The organism is Mesorhizobium sp. M0185, assembly GCF_040322175.1.
Taxonomy (GTDB): domain Bacteria; phylum Pseudomonadota; class Alphaproteobacteria; order Rhizobiales; family Rhizobiaceae; genus Mesorhizobium.
Genome location: NZ_JAMYSY010000023.1, coordinates 63,524 through 83,358, shown reverse-complemented (window position 1 = coordinate 83,358; position 19,835 = coordinate 63,524). Strand labels below are relative to the sequence as shown.

Genomic DNA, 19,835 nt, shown 5'->3' with positions numbered 1-19,835 from the left:
TGCCTTGCGCATGCGTCGCGCCAGCGCGTCGCCGACGCGCACGTCGATCGATTTGCCAGATAGGCGCGCGGCGTGACAGGCATATAAAATATAAAAATGGCGGTGGATCGCTCCACCGCCATTCGTTGCTGGTCGGCTGGTTCAGGCCGCGCGGCGCTTGCGGTCGGGTGTCACCGCCTCATCGGCAAGCAGCTTCACGGCGGCTGCGAGGCCGAGCGATTCCTGGTCGCGCGAACCGAGACGACGGATATTGACCGCTTCTTCCTCGGCCTCGCGCTTGCCACAGACGAGGATGACCGGGACCTTGGCCAGCGAATGCTCGCGGACCTTGTAGTTGATCTTCTCGTTGCGCAGATCGGCTTCGGCGATCAGCCCCGCCGCCTTCAGCTGTGCAACGACCTTTTGGGCGTAATCGTCGGCATCGGAAGTGATCGTCGCCACCACCACCTGCAGCGGCGCGAACCAGAGCGGGAAATGGCCGGAATAATTCTCGATCAGGATGCCGAGAAAACGCTCCATCGAGCCGCAGATGGCGCGATGCACCATCACCGGCTGCTTCTTTTCCGAATCCGAGCCGATGTAGAAGGCGCCGAACCGTTCCGGCAGGTTGAAATCAACCTGCGTGGTGCCGCATTGCCAGTCGCGGCCGATGGCGTCCTTCAGCACATATTCGAACTTCGGCCCGTAGAACGTGCCCTCACCCGGATTGACGCCCGTCTTGATCCGGTTGCCCGACCGCGCCGCGATCTTGTCGAGCACGTCCTGCAGCACGCCCTCAGCATGATCCCACATCGCGTCGGTGCCGACCCGTTTTTCGGGGCGGGTCGCCAGCTTGACGGTGATTTCGTCGAAGCCAAAATCGGCATAGGTCGAGAGGATCAGATCGTTGATCTTGATGCACTCGTCGGCGAGCTGTTCCTCGGTGCAGAAGATGTGCGCATCGTCCTGGGTAAAGCCGCGCACGCGCATCAGCCCGTGCAGCGCGCCGGACGGCTCATAGCGATGCACATTGCCGAATTCCGCAAGTTTTACCGGCAGATCGCGGTAGGATTTCAGCCCGTGCTTGAAGATTTGGACGTGACCGGGGCAGTTCATCGGCTTCAGCGCAAACACCCGGTCGTCGTCGGTGTCGTCGCCAGCAACCGTCACCTTGAACATGTTGTCCCGGTACCAGCCCCAGTGGCCTGACGTCTCCCACAGGCTCTTGTCGAGCACCTGCGGCGCGTTGACCTCCTGATAGCCCTGCTCGTCGAGGCGGCGACGCATGTAATTGACCAGGTTCTGGAACATCCTCCAGCCCTTGGCGTGCCAGAACACGACCCCGGGGCCCTCCTCCTGGAAGTGGAACAGGTCCATCTCACGGCCGAGCTTCCTGTGGTCGCGCTTCTCGGCCTCCTCCAGCATCGTCTGATACGCTTCGAGCTGCGCCTGGTCGGCCCAGGCCGTGCCGTAGATGCGGGTCAGCATCGGGTTGTTGCTGTCGCCGCGCCAATAGGCGCCGGCGACCTTCATCAGCTTGAAGGCGCTGCCGATCTGGCCAGTCGAGGCCATATGCGGGCCGCGGCAAAGGTCGAACCAGTCGCCCTGTGCATAGATCTTGAGATCCTGATCCTCGGAGATGGCGTCGATCAGCTCGAGCTTGTAGCGCTCGCCCTTGTCGGCAAAGATCCTTTTCGCCTTCTCACGCGACCACACCTCTTTGGTGAACGGCTTGTTGCGCGCAATGATCTCGCGCATCTTCTTCTCGATCACCGGGAAATCGTCGGGCGTGAACGGCTCGTTGCGGGCAAAATCGTAGTAGAATCCGTTTTCGATCACCGGCCCGATGGTCACCTGCGTTCCCGGCCAAAGTTCCTGCACGGCTTCGGCCAGCACATGGGCTGCATCGTGGCGGATGAGCTCCAGCGCACGCGGGTCCTCGCGGGTGATGATCTCGACTTTGGCCGATCTGCCGATCGGGTCGGAAAGATCGCGCACTGTGCCATCGATGCTGTAGGCAACGGCCTTCTTGGCCAGCGACTTCGAGATCGATTCCGCCAGGCCGGCGCCGGTCATCGCCGCGTCGTAATCGCGAACGGAACCATCGGGAAATGTCAGGGAAACGGAATTCAGCATAAGATTCTCCTATCCAGTCCCGCAAACGAGCGCGGGTGGTGAAATGCATGTCGCCCAAGACTGCTTAGCGGTTTTGGGGCTACGACATGCATCAGTAAGAGCCGGATGCGTCCGGCGGCGAGCGGTCTTTTATGGGCAGTTTTCGGCGCCGTAAAGCCGGATGTAGGTCACCTGAGGAGATTCGGCAGATCTTTCAGGAACATCGCCCGCGTCTTGAGCCCCTTTGGCGTATCGGAACGTTTCGTATCGACTACCAGGCGGGCAAAGACGATCTTGCGAACATCGGTCTGCGCCCAGCCGACAAACCAGCCAAGCGAGCGCTTGTCGGCGCTGTCGCCGAGCCTGGTCGTTCCGGTCTTGCCCTGCACCGTCCAGCCGCCTGCCCGGAAGGTTGGGACAATCGCGCTGGTCATCGCATGGGCCGCGTCCGAGACCGGCAGTTTCCGCGCCAGCAGCTGGCGCAGAAAATCGACCTGCTCGACCGGCGATATCTTGAGCGAAGAATTCACCCAGGAATGGGTGAGGCCGTCATTCTTGCCGGCAGTGCCGGAGACTTCGGTGTTGCCATAGTCCAATCTGGACACATAGCCGGCAAACTGTTTGCTGCCGAGCCGGCGCGTAATCTCGCGTGAGAACCAAAGGACCGAATCCCTTTCCCAGATCGTCGGGTCGACGGTCTTGCGGTCCCGTTTCGGGGCATTGAACTCTGCCTTGTACTCCCAGCTTGGCGTATGCTCGTCGCTCAGGATTCCAGCATCATAGCCGATCAGCGCCAGCGGAACCTTGAATGTCGAGGCGGGGCTGAAGCGCTGATCACAGGTCCCTTGGCGATACAGCGTCTCGCCGCTTGCGGCGTCGACGATCAGCGTGCATTCGACGTCCCCGAGCGGCGCCGATTGCGCACGGATCGGAAAACCCATCAGCCACGCCAGGACGTAGAGAACCACGGCGAAAATGAAGGGACGACGATCTATCCGGCGCATTTGGCAATCTCTCCTGAAGGGTGTCAGGAGCGGCTTAGCGAGGTGTCTTGTCTCGATTTTGTCTCAAATGCGCTATGTCAGCGCAAGCTGCGGTTAACCCTACCAGATCGTAAAAAGCGATCCCTTTGTGCACCGCACAGTTGCGGTCAACTGTCCAGGTCGCCACGTTTTTTCCCGATCCGCCAATACCGCCATGGCATGAACCAGAGGTAGCGATCAGCCAGTGCCTCAGGCACCCGGTCGATGCCGTGCGTGCCGAACGGTCCGCAGCGCAGCACCCGGAAAAACCCCATCCAGCCGCCGGCCCACAGCCCGTGGCGGGCGATCGCTTCGTGCGCGTATTCGGAACAGGTCGGCAGATGCCGGCAGGAATTGCCGACGAAGCCGGACAGCGTCAGCTGGTAGAGTCGGACAAGCGACGTGCCGAAGACGCGGCCCGGCGTCTTGCGCCACGGGCCGGGCCAATTGCGTCCTTGTCGAATCGGTCTGGCGCCGCGCGCTTGCCGATGTTGGCCGACCACCGCAGTCTCCACATCGCGTTTCCCTACGCGATAGATGTGCGCATCGGGCCAGGAACGCAATGCCGTTCCGGCAATCCCGTCATGGCCTGGTACGGCGAACCGGGTAGCGGTCGGGCGTCGGCCTTCGACATACGGCGACGCTGGTCGGCGGCCTCTCCTCGCACCAATCCCTATGCGGTTTCTCGTCGTACCACTGAAACGTCGCGATCCGCACGACATCGCCCAGAATGTTGAGAAACTGGATCATGGCGGCACTCCTTGAGCACCGATTAGAGCGCCGCTGGCCTTGCTCTTCAAACGAGAATAACGTCCACGTCAGATAACTCTGAGTTATGCGAATGAAGCGCAGACACCTCCCCCTGACGGCTCTCAGAAGCTTCGAAGCAGCCGGTCGTCACCTGAGCTTCAGCCGTGCGGCCGAGGAGCTTTATGTTTCGCAGGCGGCGATCAGCCGACAGATCCGCGAGCTCGAAACCTTCCTGCGCCAACCTTTGTTCTTCCGCCATCATCGCCGCGTCGAGTTGACCGACACCGGCCGGCGGCTGCTCGACCAGTTAGTCAGAAGTTTCGAGGGCATCGACAGGCTGCTTTCGGAATTGACGGCGGCCCCGACGCAGTCCGTGGTACGTGTCAGCGTCGAGCCATCGCTTGCATCCGTATGGCTGGTGCCGCGGCTCAACCGGTTTCGCGAGTTGCGACCCGACATCGACGTTTCCCTTGAGGTCGACCCGAGGTTGATAGAGTTTCGCAGCGATCAGCCCGAACTTGCCCTACGTTTCAGTGCGCACGCCAACTCATGGCCACGCAGCGAAGCCGAACAGCTTGCCGCGGTCGTCGATTCCCCAGTCCTGTCGCCGGCACTTCTTGCATCCGGCCCAGCTCTGGAAAAGCCGATCGACCTTGGTCGCTATACATTGCTGCACGAAGAAAACCGTCAGGCTTGGGCGCGCTGGTTCGAAGCGGCGGGCGTGACGGCTGATGCCGTGCCTGCGCGCGGCCCGATGCTGGCCGATGCTTCGCTTTCGAAGCAGGCAGCCTTGCTTGGACATGGTGTCGCGCTGGGCGATCTTTTGCAGATCGGCGAAGAACTTGCGTCCGGCGCGCTGATTACATCGACGTCGCGTCGGGCGCCTATTGGCTAGTGGCCAGAAGGCTGAATTACCTTTCCGAGCCAGCCAGGGCTTTTGCCGACTGGGTCCGGGCGGAATTCGCCGAAAGCCGGCGTTTTCTCGCCAAGGTTTAAGCTGCCTCTTCCGCCCGCTTCTTTTCGATCTGGCCGATCGCGTCGACCACTGCGTCGAAGGTCAGCATGGTCGAGGCGTGGCGCGCCTTATAGTCGCGCACCGGCTCCAGGTATTTCAGGTCGGCGAAGCGGCCTTCGGGCGGCGGGCCATTTTCCGTCAGCATCTTCAGCATCGTCGCGCGCACGCTGCGCAATTCTTCGGCGCTGGCGCCGACGACATGCTGCGCCATGATCGACGACGACGCCTGGCCAAGCGCACAGGCCTTCACGTCATGCGCGAAATCGCTGACGACGCCGTCATCCATCTTCAGATCGACGGTCACCGTCGAGCCGCACAGTTTGGAATGTGCTCGTGCGGTTGCGTCGGGCCGGTCGAGCCGGCCGATCCGTGCGATGTTTCCGGCAAAACCCAGAATTTTCGCATTGTAGACATCGTCGATCATATTTTTCCAATCCGTCGCCGCCCAGCGAACAGTCATTGCCGCTCTGGCGTCTTCCTTTCGCTCGGCACGAACATATATAATGGCGGTAGTCGGGTATCGACAAGGTGACCACAAACCTCGTCATGCCCAAATCTGTTCACGCCACTTACGGGCTGGAAACCGGGCGAGTTTCTAACACCCGAAAGGTCGTGGTCCGTTCAACTCGTTCCTCCTGAGAGAGGAACTACGGGAGACGCCTTTATGGACGCCGTTATCAAGAAACTCATGCCGCAGTCGGCCTATATGGAAAAGCCGGTCACCGACCGGCCAAGCGAGGCCGAAGTCGAAGCCGCGGTGCGCACCTTGCTGCGCTGGACCGGCGACAACCCTGACCGCGAGGGTCTGATCGACACGCCGAAGCGCGTTACTAAGGCGTTCCGCGAAATGTTCAACGGCTACGACATGTGTCCGGCCGAGGAACTCGGCCGCACCTTCGAGGAAGTCGCCGGCTACGATGACCTCGTGATCGTCAAGGACATCACGTTCCACTCGCATTGCGAGCACCACATGGTGCCGATCATCGGCAAGGCGCATGTCGGCTATCTGCCGGACGGCAAGGTCGTCGGCCTGTCCAAGATCGCCCGCGTCGTCGACATCTTCGCCCATCGTCTGCAGACCCAGGAAGCGATGACGGCGCAGATTGCCGGGGTCATCCAGGACGTGCTCAATCCGCGTGGCGTCGCCGTCATGCTCGAGGCCGAGCATATGTGCATGGCCATGCGCGGTATCCGCAAACAGGGCTCCACCACGCTGACCTCGACCTTCACCGGCGTGTTCAAGGATACACCCGAAGAGCAGGTCCGCTTCGTCACCATGGTGCGCGGCGGCGGAACTGATCAGACCCGCCCCACCTTAGTTAAATAAGGACCGGCGAATGTCGGCATTGGAGTTCCCGAAAGCTCCCTCAGACAAGAAGGCGCTTGAGGAAGGCACGGTCCTTTCGCCGCGCTTCGATGCCGGCGGCCTCGTCACCGCCGTCGTCACCGATGCCGAAGACGGCATGCTGCTGATGGTCGCGCACATGAATGCCGAGGCGCTGGCGCTGACGCTCGAGACCGGCATCGCGCACTACTGGTCGCGTTCGCGCAACGCGCTGTGGAAGAAGGGCGAAACCTCGGGCAATGTCCAGCAGGTTGTCGAGATGCTCACGGATTGTGACCAGGACGCGATATGGTTGCGCGTCAAAGTGCTGGGTCACCAAGCAACTTGTCACACCGGCCGACGTTCATGCTTTTATCGGACGGTGGGGCTGAGCGATGGCAAAGGGACGCTTGCCAGCGACGGCAGCAAGCCGCTGTTCGATGCGGAAAAAACGTATCGAAAGCCCAATACACCATCAATATGAACCATTCGCAGCACTTCAGCCACGTATATTCATGATTTCGATACGGCCCGCCTATAGGATGACCGTGGGACAAGGGAGATTGTGATGCTCGACTGGGCGTCATTGCGCAACAGACCTGACGTTCGGGAGGCCAATGGCCTCTCTTCGGCCGCGGGCGCATCCGAAACCAAATCTCCGGGCAAAACAGGGATTTCGCTGGCATTGGGCGGCGGCTGTGCGCGCGGCTGGGCGCATATCGGCGTGCTGCGCGCGCTTGACGAAGCCGGCATCGAAGTGTCGATGATCGCCGGCACCTCGATCGGCGCGCTGGTCGGCGGCTGCTATGTTGCCGGCAAACTCGACGAGTTGGAAGAATTCGCGCGCAGCCTGACCAGGCGGCGCATTTTTGGCCTTCTCGACCTCAATCTACGCGGCAGCGGCCTGTTCGGTGGCATGAAGCTCGATGCGCGGCTGCGCGAGCACATAGCCGGCATCCGCTTTGAGGACCTGCCAAAACCGTTCGTCTGCGTCGCTTCCGAAATCCGTACCGGCCATGAAATCTGGCTGTCGAGCGGCTCGTTGAGTACCGCCATGCGCGCCTCCTACGCGCTGCCCGGCGTGTTCGAGCCGGTCGCCTGCAATGGGCGCGTGCTGGTTGATGGCGCACTGGTCAATCCGGTGCCGGTCTCGGTCTGCCGCGCCTACGAGCAGCCGCTCGTGGTTGCGGTGAACCTTCACTACGATCTGTTCGGCCGCGCCGCTGTGATCAAGCACAATGCCGGCGAGTTGGTCGTCGAGAAAGACGCGCCGAGGGCCGGCCACGCCGATCCCGAACGTCAGTCGCGCGAGACACGGCTAGGCATCACCGGCGTGATGGTCGAAGCCTTCAACATCATCCAGGACCGCATCTCGCGCGCCAGACTGGCCGGCGATCCGCCGGACATATCGCTGCAGCCGAAGCTCAGCCATATTGGCCTGACCGAATTCCACCGCGCCGACGAAGCGATTCGTATCGGCTACCAGGCAACGATGGCGCAGATCGGCGACCTGACCCGGCTGCAGACCGTCCTCGCTTAGGCAGGGCGGCAGCGAGCTCTCAGGCAAGCGCCGCGTCGATGATACGAAACTGCACCGTGCGGTTGCCGTTCCAGTGGTTGCCCGACAGCGAACCGGCGACATGCACCGGCTTACCCCTGTTCTTGAACAGGAATTCGCCAAGAGCCGTGTCGACGGCGCGAAAGGCGATCGCCTGGATGCGGCCGCCGCTTTCCGACTGCAGGTCGGCGCGGATGTGGTTGCTGCCGACCGCCCGCGCATCGACAAGCCGGTGGCGCGGCAGCGCGAACACCGGCGCAACATGCCCGGCGCCGAACGGCCCTGCCCTCTCAAGCGCATCGAGCAGCGCAAGCGTGGCGCCCTCGGCGGCAAGCGCGCCGTCGATCGCCAGGCTCTCCTCGCCTTGCAGGCGGAACACGTCCACCGCCGCGCGCTCTTCGAAGAAAGCCCTGAGTTCGCCGAGCTTCGCCCGCTCGACAGTGATGCCGGCCGCCATTCCGTGGCCGCCGCCCTTGACGATAAGTCCGGCATCGGCAGCCTCGCGCACCAGCCGGCCGAGGTCGAAGCCAGACACTGAACGGCCTGAACCGGTACCGACACCATTGGCGTTGAAGGCGATGGCAAACGCGGGCCGGCGCGCATGGTCCTTGAGCCGCGAGGCAAGCAGGCCGACAATGCCCGGGTGCCAGTCGCTGCTGGCTGTGACCACGATGGCCGGACCATTGCCGCCGGCAAGCTCGGCGTCGGCCTCTGAGCGCGCCGCGGCCAGCATCTCCTGCTCCATCGACTGCCGCTCCTGGTTGAGCCGATCCAGCGTCTCGGCGATGGTGCGGGCTTCGACCGGGTCGTCGGTTGCAAGCAGGCGGCTGCCAAGCGCTGCGTCGCCGATGCGCCCGCCGGCGTTGATGCGCGGACCGATCAGAAAGGCCAGATGGAACGTGCTGATCGGCTCGCCTATGCGCGAGACCCGCGCCAGTGCCGCCAGCCCTTCGTTTCTCTGCTGCCGCGCCACCTGCAGCCCCTTGACCACGAAGGCGCGGTTGATGCCGGTGAGCGGCACCACGTCGCAGACGGTGCCAAGCGCCACCAGGTCGAGCAGGCCAAGCAGGTCCGGCGGTGCGGCATCCGGCAGGCGGCTGCGCAGGATCTTCGCGGTCTGCACCAGGCAAAGGAAGACGACACCGGCCGCACAAAGATGGCCTTGTCCGGAAAGGTCGTCCTCGCGATTGGGGTTGACGACCGCAGCCGCCGCCGGCAACGGCGCGCCGACCTGATGGTGATCGAGCACCACGACGTCGGCGCCGACGGCCTTCGCCGCGTCGATGGAAGCAGCACTATTGGTGCCGCAATCGACGGTGACGATCAGCGTCGCGCCGCGCGAAACGAGTTCGCGCATCGCTTCCGGATTGGGGCCGTAACCCTCGAAGATGCGGTCCGGTATGTAGATCTCCGACGGCACCGAGAAATGTGCGAGAAAGCGCTTGAGCAGCGCCGATGAGGCGGCGCCGTCGACATCGTAGTCGCCAAAGATCGCCACCTTTTCCCTGGCCATCACCGCCTGGGCGATGCGAGAGGCGGCCTTGTCCATGTCGGTCAGCGATGCCGGGTCGGGCAGCAGGTTGCGGATGGTCGGATCCAGAAACCGCTCGGTCTGCTCGGCGGTGACGCCACGCCCGGCCAGCACGCGTGCCACGATGTCAGGCACGCCATACCCTTGCGCGATGGCGAGCGCGGCCATGTCCTGACGCTCGGTCAGCCGGTGTTCCCAGGAAACGCCGGTGGCCGACTGCCTGACATCGAGGAAAAAGCGTCTTTCCCCCGTCACGTGACGCGCCGTCTGCAATTTGTCATTGCGCACAGTATGCAACGGCTAACTGAGTCGAAATCAAAACTTTTCCAGATCCTGGTGCCTGGCCTTGATTTCGCGCACGGTCCGCGATGACGATCGCAGGACGATCGTGTGCGTGGTGATGAAATTGCGGCCGAACTTGACGCCGGCCAGCATATTGCCGTCGGTGACGCCGGTCGCGGCAAACAGCACGTCGCCGCGTGCCATGTCTTGCGTGTGGTAGATCCGTTTAGGGTCGGAGATGCCCATCTTGGCGGCGCGCGCCAGCTTTTCCGGCGTATCGAGGATCAACTTGCCCTGCATCTGGCCACCGGTGCAGCGCAAGGCGGCAGCTGCGAGCACGCCCTCCGGCGCGCCGCCGGTGCCGAGATAAATGTCGATGCCGGTCTCGTCCGGGTCGGTGGTATGGATGACCCCGGCGACATCACCGTCGCCGATCAGCCGGATCGCGGCGCCTGTCGCCCGCACGGCTTCGATCAAGGCGCCATGGCGCGGCCGGTCGAGGATGCAGGCGGTGATCTCCGCCACCGGCACGCCCTTGGCCCTGGCCAGGCTGGCGATGTTTTCGGCCGGCGAGGCATCGATGTCGATGATGCCGTCGGCATAGCCTGGGCCGATCGCGATCTTGTCCATATAGACGTCGGGCGCGAACAGAAGGCTGCCTTTTTCGGCAATGGCGATAACAGCCAATGCATTGGGCAGGTTCTTGGCGCAGATCGTCGTGCCTTCGAGCGGATCGAGCGCGATGTCGACAGCCGGGCCTTTGCCGGTACCGACCTCCTCGCCGATATAGAGCATCGGCGCCTCGTCGCGCTCGCCTTCGCCGATCACCACCGTGCCGTTGATGGCGAGACGGTTAAGCTCCTGCCGCATGGCGTCGACCGCGACCTGGTCGGCCGCCTTCTCGTCGCCGCGCCCGCGCAATCTGGCGGCCGCGACCGCGGCGCGTTCGGTGACGCGCACCAATTCCATGGTCAGTATCCGGTCGAGGCCGGCGACAATGTTCTGGGCCACATTCATCGATGGACAATCCTCGTTGGCACTTTGTTTTTATTATGCATGTCGTTGTCCCAAAACCGCTGCACACTTTTGGGCGACATGCATTAGCCTCCCGCCAGAGACGCGCTTCTTGTGTCAAAGCCCCGTGACAACAGCAAGACCTGCGCTGGACCTTTTTGAAAGCGCAGCAATATCAATCGATTAAACGCAAAATGTGAGACTGCTATCCGGCCCGCTCGATGCGGATGACTTGCGGCTTGTCGGTCAGAAGGCTGTCCCTGGTGATGCCGTCGACGGCCTTGCGCACCGCCGCCTCGGTCGTCTCGTGGGTCACCAGGATGACCGTCTTCTGTGCCTCGGTTTCCGGCCCGGCGGCATGCTGGACGATCGATTCCAGCGAAATGTCGTTGTCGGCCATGCGCTTGGCTATTGCCGCGAAGACGCCGAGGCGGTCGTGCACGGTCAGCCGGATGAAATAGCCGCCGGCATGGCTGCGCATCTGCGCTTTCTTGTAAGGCTTCAATTCCTTCGCCGGCCGGCCGAAGACCGGACCATGCTGGAAGCCAGGCCGGCTCTTGGCGATGTCGGCAATGTCGCCGATCACCGCCGACGCGGTGGCGTTGCCGCCGGCGCCAGGGCCGGAAAGCAGCAATTCGCCGAGGATGTCGGTTTCGATCGCCACTGCATTGGTGACGCCGTGCACCTGCGCGATGACCGAGGCCGTCGGCACCATGGTCGGGTGCACGCGCTGCTCGATGCCGCTTTCGGTGCGTTGGGCGACGCCAAGCAGCTTGATCCGGTAGCCGAGATCGCCGGCCGCGCGGATGTCGGCCTGGCTGATGTTGGAGATGCCTTCCATGTAGATATCGTTGGCGGCGATCTTCGTGCCGAAGGCAAGGCTGGTCAGGATCGACAGCTTGTGCGCGGTGTCGTGGCCCTCGATGTCGAAGGTCGGGTCGGCTTCGGCATAGCCCAGCCGTTGCGCATCCTTCAGGCAGGCATCGAAAGACAGGCCCTCGGCTTCCATGCGCGTCAGAATGTAGTTGCAGGTGCCGTTGAGGATGCCGAAGACGCGGGTCACCGAATTGCCGGCCATCGCCTCGCGCATCGTCTTGATGACCGGAATGCCGCCGGCCACCGCCGCCTCGTAATTGAGCAGCACGCCTTTCCTCTCGGCGATCTCGGCCAATGCCACCCCGTGCTTGGCAAGCAACGCCTTGTTTGCGGTGACGACATGTCGGCCGGCCTCGAGCGCCGCTTTGACAGACGAGCGTGATGGGCCTTCGTCGCCGCCGATCAGCTCGACGAACACGTCGATCTCGGCGGTCTGCGCCATCTTGACGGCGTCGTCGAACCACTGTGCTGTGCCAAGATCAACGCCGCGGTCGCGTTTGGGATCGCGGGCCGAAACCGCTGACACGACGATGTCGCGCCCGCACTGCCGCGTCAGTTCGGCCGCCTTGTCGCGTAGCACGCGGGCCACCGACGCACCGACGGTGCCGAGCCCGGCAATTCCAACACGCAACGCTTCAGCCATGTCCGGCGACGCCCCATTCAGTCGGTTGATGTGTAGAAAATCAGCGATGCGCGGCGAGCGGCACGACGTTATTCGGCTGCTTGGCGCTGGATGCGAGGAAGCGCTTGATATTGCGCGCCGCTTGCCGGATCCGGTGCTCGTTTTCGACCAGCGCGATGCGCACGTGATCGTCGCCATGCTCGCCGAAGCCGACGCCCGGCGCCACCGCGACGTCGGCGTGCTCGATCAGGAGCTTGGAGAATTCAAGCGAGCCCAGGTGCTTGAACGGCTCCGGGATCGGCGCCCAGGCGAACATCGAAGCCGCCGGTGCGGGAATGGTCCAGCCGGCGCGGCTGAAAGCGTCGACCATGACATCGCGGCGTTTGCGGTAGACGTCGCGCACTTCGGCGATGTCGGCGCCGTCGCCGTTGAGTGCATGCGCCGCCGCCACCTGGATTGGCGTGAAGGCGCCGTAGTCGAGATAGGACTTCACTCGCGTCAGCGCCGAGATCAGCCGTTCATTGCCGACCGCAAAACCCATGCGCCAGCCCGGCATCGAAAAGGTCTTCGACATCGAGGTGAACTCGACGGCGACGTCTATGGCGCCCGGCACCTGCAGCACCGAAGGCGGCGGATTGCCGTCGAAATAGATCTCCGAATAGGCAAGATCCGACAGGATGATGATGTCGTTCTTCCTGGCGAAGGCCACCACCTCCTTGTAGAAATCGAGCGAAGCGACCAGTGCCGTCGGGTTGGATGGATAATTGAGGATCAGTGCCAGCGGCTTTGGAATCGAATGGCGGATGCCGCGCTCCAACGCCGGGATGAAGCCGTCGTCCGGCTCGACCTGCAGCGAGCGGATGACGCCGCCCGACATGATGAAACCGAACGCATGGATCGGATAGGTCGGGTTGGGGCACAGGATCACATCGCCGGGGGCGGTGATCGCCTGCGCCATATTGGCAAAGCCCTCCTTCGAGCCGAGCGTCGCCACCACCTGGCTGTCCGGGTCGAGCTTCACACCGAAGCGGCGGGCATAGTAGTTGGCCTGGGCACGACGCAGGCCCGGAATGCCGCGCGACGACGAATAGCGGTGCGTGCGCGGATCGCGTACCACCTCGCAGAGTTTGTCGACGATGGCCTTGGGCGTCGGCAGGTCCGGATTGCCCATGCCAAGGTCGATGATGTCGGCGCCGCGCGAACGGGCGCTGGCCTTCAGCCGGTTGACCTGTTCGAAGACATAGGGCGGAAGCCGGCGGACCTTGTGAAATTCTTCCATGGCAGTTCCAGACAGTGAGGTTGCGGTCGCGCGTATAAGCTTATTTGCAACTAGGGTCGAGAGCGGGGTCGCATTTGCCTTCGATCTGCTTCAGCGCCTCGGCGCCGTGTTTTTTTGCCAGCTGGTCCAGCGCTGCCTGGTCCGCAACCTTGACGCCGCCGCCCTTGGCGGCCTGGCTCTGCTCCTCGGCCTTCAGTTGGGCGAGCTTGGCGTTCTTTTCCTCGTCGGTGAATTGCTCGGCCGCCACCTGCGGCCGGATGTTCAGGTTCGGATAGGAACCGGTGTCCTTCGCGCCGACAAGGCCGGTGGCGGGCGCTGCACCTTCTATGTTGCTGCTCGTGCAACCGGCCATCGCCAACAGGACGAGCGCCATGCGGCAAAAACGACCAGTGCCGGAAAAAACGTTCTTGCCAATATTAATCGTCATATTGTTTTCCTGGCGGCCGGGTTAGAGCACATTGGACCCTGTTCGATATCCCATGGTAATATGTCAACAAAACGCTTCGGGAGGAACCCCACGAACCATGTCCAAAACACCCGATTCGGGCAAAGCGGAAGATGACCAACCTTCGACCGTCGAGCAATATCTGGTGAAGGACCCGGAGCGCTTCGCTCTGAACATGGCCCGCATGATCGAGCAGGCCGGCAAGGCCGCCTCGGCATGGGCCGAGCCGCGGGAAAAGGGCGAGGTGCGCGATCACGTCGCCGAGCCGGTCGTCGACATGGTGAAGACGTTCTCCAAGCTCACCGAGTACTGGCTCTCCGACCCGCAGCGCGCGCTGGAGGCGCAAACGCGGCTGTTTTCCGGCTACATGACCGTCTGGGCCAACGCCGTCCAGCGCATCGGCGCCGGCGCCGAGGACGCCGAGGACGCGGTCAAGCCCGAGCGCGGCGACAAGCGTTTCCAGGACCCGGAATGGGGCCGCAACGCCTTCTTCGATTTCCTCAAACAGGCGTATCTGGTCACCTCGCGCTGGGCGGCCGAACTGGTCGAGCACGCCGACGGCCTGGACGAGCACACCCGCCACAAGGCCGGCTTTTATGTCAAGCAGGTGTCCAATGCCATCTCGCCGTCGAATTTCATCCTGACCAATCCGGAATTGTTTCGCGAGACTGTCGCCTCGAACGGCGAAAACCTGGTGCGCGGCATGAAGATGCTGGCCGAGGACATTGCCGCCGGCAAGGGCGACCTGAAGCTGCGGCAGGCCGATTATTCGCCTTTCGAGATCGGCAAGAATCTCGCCGCCACGCCCGGCAAGGTGGTCGGCCGCAGCGACGTCGCCGAAATCCTGCAATACGATCCGGCGACCGACACCGTGCTCAAGCGGCCGCTGCTGATCTGCCCGCCATGGATCAACAAATACTACATCCTCGACCTCAACCCGCAAAAGTCCTTCATTCGCTGGGCAGTCGAGCAAGGCCACACCGTCTTCGTCATCTCCTGGATCAACCCGGACGAGCGGCACGGCGCCAAGAGCTGGGAGGCCTATATCAGGGAGGGCCTGCAATACGGCCTCGACACGATTGAAAAGGCCACCGGCGAAAGGCAAGTCAACGCCATCGGCTATTGCGTCGGCGGCACGCTTCTGGCGGCGGCCCTGGCGCTGATGGCGCAGGAAGGCGACAACCGCATCAAATCCGCCACCTTCTTCACCACCCAGGTCGATTTCACCTATGCCGGCGATCTAAAAGTGTTCGTCGACGAGGAGCAGGTCGCGGCCGTCGAAAAGGCGATGAACGAGAAAGGCTATCTCGACGGCACCAAGATGGCGACCGCCTTCAACATGCTGCGCTCGGGCGACCTGATCTGGCCCTATGTCGTCAACAACTACATGCGCGGCAAGGATCCCCTGCCTTTCGACCTGCTCTACTGGAATGCCGATTCGACACGCATGGGCGCTGCCAACCATTCCTTCTATTTGCGCAATTGCTATCTCGAGAACAGGCTTTCGCAAGGCATGATGGAACTGGCGGGCCGCACGGTTTCGCTGAAGGACGTTACCATGCCGGTCTACAACCTCGCCTCTAAGGAGGACCATATCGCGCCGGCGCTGTCGGTATTCCTCGGCTCGAAATATTTCGGCGGCGAGGTCGATTACGTCATGGCCGGCTCCGGCCACATCGCCGGGGTCGTCAATCCGCCGGCAGCGCAGAAATATCACTACTGGACCGGCGGCAAGCCGGCCGGCGACTTCGACCAGTGGCTCGCCGGGGCCACCGACCATCCCGGTTCCTGGTGGCCGCACTGGCAACGCTGGATCGAAGCCAGGGACAATACCCGCGTACCGGCCCGCAAACCGGGCGAGCATATGCAAGTTCTAGGCGAAGCCCCCGGCACCTATGTCAAGGTGCGCGTGTAACCATCTGTAATGTGTGGTGAGTTGACGCGCCGCCAAAAGCGGGCGAAATGGTGCCGTCAACCCTGAGCAGCCTTGATTCATCCTCTAGCCGCCAAATTACTTTGAGGCTTGCAGATTTGACACAGGTCTCGTTTCCGGTTCGGGGAACAAGGGTCATTTCGACGAGACGTTTCGACGCCGCGCCAATGACGAACCGGTCGGATATCGAGGGGGAATTTTGTTTTGAGATCAGCAGGATCGCGCCTCGCGAAGGGAGAAAGCCGCGCCATTGTGGCGGCGCTTTTCTCGGTGCTCCTGGCGTCCTGCACCTCGGCCGGCGACCCGACCATGTCGGTCGGCATGCCAGGCTATAATACCTCGGCTACCGAAATCAGCACGGCCGCCGGTGCGCCCCAGGCCAGCACGGCCGCATCATCGTCGCAGATGACGACCGCACAAATGACGATGAATGCCGACGGTGACGCCAACCTTCCCGAGCAGGTGGCCTATGTGCCAGTGGCCAAGCCAGGGGCCAGGCCCGATGCCGGCTTCCCGATCGCCGTTCCCACGGCAGCCGGGACGATCGCGGGACACACGCCGCAGCCGCTGCAACCAAACGCCCAGACGGCCGATCAGGCCGTGGCGCAGAACAGTGCTGATGCATCGAAGCCCGACGCCAAGGCCGCAGCGCCGGCGATGAACAACCCGGTTTATGTGACCGCCGGCGAGATGCCGCAGCCACAGGCCTACGCACCGAAGAAAAACTTCCTGGCCTCGCTGTTCAGCGCCACGCCTGCTTCAGCGGCACCTTCTTCGCCGGCCAACAGCAGATCGGGCGGGCAGCCAACGGTCATGCAGGCCAAGGCGACGCCTGCGGCAAAACCCACCATCACCCTGGCTTCGGCCGATCCGGCTGAAAAGCCGGTGCAGCTGGTGTCGACGGGCGATACCAGCCACTTCACGGCCGATGCGCTGCCCGGCGTGCGCCAGACGGCGCTGTTCGAGATCAAGCGCAAATCCGGCCTCGACGATGAGAGTGACGTCGATCTCAACGAAGACGAAGGTTCGGGTGGCGCCTACCAGGTCGCCTCCGCCGCCGGCCTTGCCCGGCTGGCGCCCAACGGCCTCCTGAAACAGAACGAAAGCGTCGATGTCGCCTGCTTGAAGCCGTCGCTGGTTCGCGTGCTGAAGACGATCGAAGGCCACTACGGCCGCAAGATGACGGTCACCTCCGGCTATCGCGATCCGGCCCGCAACCGCCGCGCCAACGGCGCAAAGAATTCGCTGCACATGTACTGCGCCGCCGCCGATATCCAGGTTCCTGGCGTCTCGAAATGGGAACTGGCGAGCTACATCCGCACCATGCCGGGCCGCGGTGGCGTCGGCACCTACTGCCACACCGAATCCGTTCACGTCGATGTCGGCCCCGAGCGCGACTGGAACTGGCGCTGCCGCAGGCGCGGCTAGGGCGAGGATCTTCCGTCACCGCAAAGGCCCTTCGGCGGCGTTGCATCATGCCGCAAAAACCAGCTTGGCTGTCGGAAAGACGCGGTTTGGAGCCAAAGGAAAAAAGTTGTCGCAGCCGGCGGCAGACGGGTTGCCGGTTTGTCGCGACGCAACTATAAGCGCTCACATCTGAGCGCGCCCATCGTCTAGCGGTCAGGACACCGCCCTTTCACGGCGGTAACAGGGGTTCGATTCCCCTTGGGCGTACCAGCATTTCAACTTGGCATTATGTCTATCGCCAGCGTGATGCTGCGCAAGCTTTGCTGGACCCGCCACTCTGATAGGGATGTCGGCAAGAAGAGGCGAAGACGACTGAGGACTACGTCGAAGGCTGTCTACGCCCGTAGTCCCCTCGCCTCGCCGCCGCGCTTGCGCGGCACCATCATGTCCCTGGCCAGGAGGCCGCTCACCCGGCAAAAGGCCATGAAGGCCCGCCATGCGTCTTCGGTCTCGACGATGTCCACCGTGGCGCCAAAACAGGCATTGAACGCGGCCTGGTAGGTTGGTCCCTTCCGGCGAACCGGCCACGTTTGCAGGAAATCGAGCGCCTGCTCGACACTGTAGATTTCCTCGACCGGCTGGCCGGGCACAGGCGCGATCCGCACCGGCACCTCGAATTGCAGTCTGTCCATTCGATCTCTCCCGAACCGACCCCGCAGCAGCGGCGTTCGTCGCAAAAAGTTGCCGTGGCGGCTAACGCTTGGGCCGACTTCTCGCCTAGAAATGTGTCGTCACTGCGGTAGCCAGATGAACCCGGCGGAAGCATGAGCCGCTGCAGGCAAGGAGAATGCTCCCAGGCATGAATATCGCCGGTCTTCGGCCGTCGCCGGCAGTTCGTCCTTGAACCTTGCGCTTTCCGGTGCCAAATCTGGGGGGATTTCTCTCGCGGGCTCATCCAGGCCTCGCATCCCTGCAAGACGGACAAAAATGGTCACCTATCTCGACGCCGCCACGGCACCGCTCAGAAACACCGGCCAGATCCGTCTTTACGACGAGGAAGGTTTTGTCGGCATGCGCAAGGCTTGCGATCTCACCGCGCGCTGCCTCGACGAACTGGTACCGATTGTGGCGCCCGGCGTCACCACCGAAGCGATTGATCGCTTCGTCTTCGAGTTCGGGATGGACCATGGCGCGCTTCCGGCGACGCTCAACTACCGTGGCTATACGAAATCATCCTGCACCTCGATCAACCACGTCGTCTGTCACGGCATACCCGACAACAAGCCGTTGAAGGATGGCGACATCGTCAATATCGACGTCACCTATATCCTCGACGGCTGGCATGGCGACTCCTCGCGCATGTATCCGGTGGGCACGATCAAGCGTGCCGCGGAGCGGCTGCTCGAAGTCACGTATGAGTGCCTGATGCGCGGCATCGCGGCAATCAAGCCGGGCGCCCGAACCGGCGCCATCGGCGCCGCCATCCAGACCTATGCCGAAGCCGAGCGTTGCTCGGTGGTGCGCGATTTCTGCGGCCACGGGGTTGGCCGGCTGTTTCACGACGCGCCGAATATCCTGCATTACGGCAGCGCCAGCGAAGGCGTCGAGATGCGGCCGGGCATGATCTTCACCGTCGAGCCGATGATCAATCTCGGCCGGCCGCATGTGAAAGTGCTGTCGGACGGCTGGACCGCGGTGACGCGCGACCGTTCGCTGTCGGCGCAGTACGAGCACACGATCGGCGTCACCGAGACCGGCTGCGAGATCTTCACGCTGTCGCCAAAAAACCTCGACCGCCCCGGCCTGCGGGCCTAGTGTCTGGCAGATCGGGCGTTACCTTGCCCGGCAAATGCTGGGTGGGGCAGCCATGAACGGCAACGACGACGAGCGGGCCTTCTTTCCCGAAAGGCCAGTGCGATCGCCCGCGAAGGCGGTGGCCGCCGACAAGCCGCATTATCTCGGCCATCGCGACCGCCTGCGCGAGCGCTTCGCCGCCGGTACCAACACCCTCCCCGACTACGAACTGCTCGAGCTTTTGTTGTTTCGGCTGATCCCGCGCGCCGACACCAAGCCTGTCGCCAAGGCATTGCTGGCACGCTTCGGTACATTGGCCGAGGTCCTCGGTGCGCCCGTCGAGCGCCTGCAGGAGGTGAAGGGCATCGGCCCGGCGGTGGCGCTCGACCTCAAGGTGGTTGCGGCAACGGCGCAGCGCATGGCGCGCGGCGAGATCGCCGGCCGCGAGCTGTTGTCGACCTGGACGCAGGTTCTCGAATACTGCCGGTCGGTGATGGCTTTCGAGGAGCGCGAGCAATTCCGCATCCTGTTCCTCGACAAGAAAAACGCGCTGATCGCCGACGAAGTCCAGCAGGTCGGCACCGTCGACCACACACCGGTCTATCCGCGCGAGGTGGTCAGACGCGCCTTGGAGCTCTCCGCCACGGCGATCATTCTGGCGCATAACCATCCGTCGGGAGACCCGACGCCGTCGCGCGCCGACATCGAGATGACCAAGCTGATCATAGAGACGGCCAAACCGCTTGGCATTGCCGTTCACGACCACATCATCATCGGCAGGAAAGGCCACTCCAGCATGAAGGGCCTGCTGCTGATCTGAGGTTTGGCGTTGTTTTCTGCTTTGTCCGCTGTGCGCCTATGGACCGCAACGTCAAGGCGGTCGGCTCGA

The 19,835-nt window shown here is 63.0% G+C and carries 18 protein-coding genes, 1 tRNA gene and 1 pseudogene; 9 read left to right on the top strand and 11 right to left on the bottom strand.

All coding sequences use genetic code 11. The annotated features are described in order from the left end of the window. Positions 1-141: 141 nt before the first annotated feature. From thrS to NKJ20_RS19285, 4 genes are all read right to left on the bottom strand, one after another. Entirely contained in the window at positions 142-2,115 is a 1,974-nt protein-coding gene (thrS, locus tag NKJ20_RS19300; protein ID WP_352746084.1) for a threonine--tRNA ligase, read from the bottom strand. A 167-nt stretch (positions 2,116-2,282) separates the two neighbouring features. Further along, the gene (gene blaOXA / locus NKJ20_RS19295; protein WP_352746081.1) at positions 2,283-3,098 is read right to left on the bottom strand and encodes a class D beta-lactamase; all 816 of its coding nucleotides are present in this window, start codon (positions 3,096-3,098) and stop codon (positions 2,283-2,285) included. Positions 3,099-3,244: 146 nt separating this feature from the next. Further along, positions 3,245-3,619 (bottom strand): membrane protein insertion efficiency factor YidD, encoded by a 375-nt coding sequence (gene yidD, locus NKJ20_RS19290; RefSeq protein WP_352746079.1) that lies wholly within the window; start codon positions 3,617-3,619, stop codon positions 3,245-3,247. A 79-nt stretch (positions 3,620-3,698) separates the two neighbouring features. Beyond that, positions 3,699-3,866, bottom strand: a complete 168-nt coding sequence (locus NKJ20_RS19285) for a hypothetical protein (RefSeq protein WP_352620516.1) — start codon at positions 3,864-3,866, stop codon at positions 3,699-3,701. A gap of 91 nt (positions 3,867-3,957) precedes the next feature. On the opposite strand from NKJ20_RS19285, the pseudogene NKJ20_RS19280 reads away from it, so the two are divergent. Then, positions 3,958-4,862, top strand: a pseudogene (locus NKJ20_RS19280) (LysR substrate-binding domain-containing protein). On the opposite strand, the gene NKJ20_RS19275 reads toward NKJ20_RS19280, so the two are convergent. Next, positions 4,859-5,305, bottom strand: coding sequence for an iron-sulfur cluster assembly scaffold protein (locus NKJ20_RS19275; protein ID WP_352746076.1), 447 nt, complete (start codon positions 5,303-5,305; stop codon positions 4,859-4,861). The pseudogene NKJ20_RS19280 and the gene NKJ20_RS19275 overlap by 4 nt on opposite strands. Before the next feature lie 240 nt (positions 5,306-5,545). Here NKJ20_RS19275 and folE point away from each other — a divergent pair, with 240 nt between their 5' ends. The 3 genes from folE to NKJ20_RS19260 all read left to right on the top strand — a co-directional run bounded on the left by folE (position 5,546) and on the right by NKJ20_RS19260 (position 7,745). Beyond that, positions 5,546-6,208 (top strand): GTP cyclohydrolase I FolE, encoded by a 663-nt coding sequence (gene folE / locus NKJ20_RS19270; protein WP_023678880.1) that lies wholly within the window; start codon positions 5,546-5,548, stop codon positions 6,206-6,208. Positions 6,209-6,218: 10 nt separating this feature from the next. Beyond that, positions 6,219-6,689, top strand: a complete 471-nt coding sequence (gene hisI / locus NKJ20_RS19265) for a phosphoribosyl-AMP cyclohydrolase (RefSeq protein WP_352746074.1) — start codon at positions 6,219-6,221, stop codon at positions 6,687-6,689. Between the two features lie 84 nt (positions 6,690-6,773). Then, positions 6,774-7,745: a patatin family protein gene (locus NKJ20_RS19260; protein WP_352704306.1), complete on the top strand. Its 972-nt coding sequence runs from the start codon at positions 6,774-6,776 to the stop codon at positions 7,743-7,745. A gap of 19 nt (positions 7,746-7,764) precedes the next feature. Here the strand turns inward: NKJ20_RS19260 and recJ are convergent, their stop codons facing one another. The 5 genes from recJ to NKJ20_RS19235 all read right to left on the bottom strand — a co-directional run bounded on the left by recJ (position 7,765) and on the right by NKJ20_RS19235 (position 13,794). Continuing rightward, complete coding sequence (gene recJ, locus NKJ20_RS19255; protein WP_352746071.1) at positions 7,765-9,549, bottom strand: single-stranded-DNA-specific exonuclease RecJ; 1,785 nt, start codon at positions 9,547-9,549, stop codon at positions 7,765-7,767. Positions 9,550-9,609: 60 nt separating this feature from the next. After that, positions 9,610-10,593, bottom strand: coding sequence for a class II fructose-bisphosphatase (gene glpX, locus NKJ20_RS19250; RefSeq protein ID WP_352692350.1), 984 nt, complete (start codon positions 10,591-10,593; stop codon positions 9,610-9,612). Between the two features lie 202 nt (positions 10,594-10,795). Next, entirely contained in the window at positions 10,796-12,109 is a 1,314-nt protein-coding gene (locus NKJ20_RS19245; RefSeq protein WP_352454459.1) for a homoserine dehydrogenase, read from the bottom strand. A gap of 40 nt (positions 12,110-12,149) precedes the next feature. After that, entirely contained in the window at positions 12,150-13,367 is a 1,218-nt protein-coding gene (locus tag NKJ20_RS19240) for an LL-diaminopimelate aminotransferase (protein ID WP_023678886.1), read from the bottom strand. Positions 13,368-13,407: 40 nt separating this feature from the next. Then, positions 13,408-13,794, bottom strand: coding sequence for a hypothetical protein (locus NKJ20_RS19235; RefSeq protein WP_023678887.1), 387 nt, complete (start codon positions 13,792-13,794; stop codon positions 13,408-13,410). Between the two features lie 97 nt (positions 13,795-13,891). Between NKJ20_RS19235 and phaC the strand changes: the two genes are divergently transcribed. The 3 genes from phaC to NKJ20_RS19220 all read left to right on the top strand — a co-directional run bounded on the left by phaC (position 13,892) and on the right by NKJ20_RS19220 (position 17,422). Further along, the gene (gene phaC / locus NKJ20_RS19230) at positions 13,892-15,727 is read left to right on the top strand and encodes a class I poly(R)-hydroxyalkanoic acid synthase (protein WP_352746069.1); all 1,836 of its coding nucleotides are present in this window, start codon (positions 13,892-13,894) and stop codon (positions 15,725-15,727) included. A gap of 327 nt (positions 15,728-16,054) precedes the next feature. Further along, positions 16,055-17,173 (top strand): YcbK family protein, encoded by a 1,119-nt coding sequence (locus NKJ20_RS19225; RefSeq protein ID WP_352746115.1) that lies wholly within the window; start codon positions 16,055-16,057, stop codon positions 17,171-17,173. Positions 17,174-17,347: 174 nt separating this feature from the next. Next, positions 17,348-17,422, top strand: a tRNA-Glu gene (locus NKJ20_RS19220). A 125-nt stretch (positions 17,423-17,547) separates the two neighbouring features. On the opposite strand, the gene NKJ20_RS19215 is transcribed toward NKJ20_RS19220, so the two are convergent. Continuing rightward, complete coding sequence (locus NKJ20_RS19215; RefSeq protein ID WP_023678889.1) at positions 17,548-17,844, bottom strand: DUF982 domain-containing protein; 297 nt, start codon at positions 17,842-17,844, stop codon at positions 17,548-17,550. Between the two features lie 295 nt (positions 17,845-18,139). On the opposite strand from NKJ20_RS19215, the gene map reads away from it, so the two are divergent. Together map and radC are read left to right on the top strand one after the other, a co-directional pair. Then, a complete protein-coding gene (gene map / locus NKJ20_RS19210) occupies positions 18,140-18,967 on the top strand; it encodes a type I methionyl aminopeptidase (RefSeq protein WP_352451363.1) in 828 nt (275 codons plus the stop codon). A gap of 52 nt (positions 18,968-19,019) precedes the next feature. After that, the gene (gene radC, locus NKJ20_RS19205; RefSeq protein WP_352746067.1) at positions 19,020-19,766 is read left to right on the top strand and encodes a RadC family protein; all 747 of its coding nucleotides are present in this window, start codon (positions 19,020-19,022) and stop codon (positions 19,764-19,766) included. Positions 19,767-19,835 lie beyond the last annotated feature (69 nt).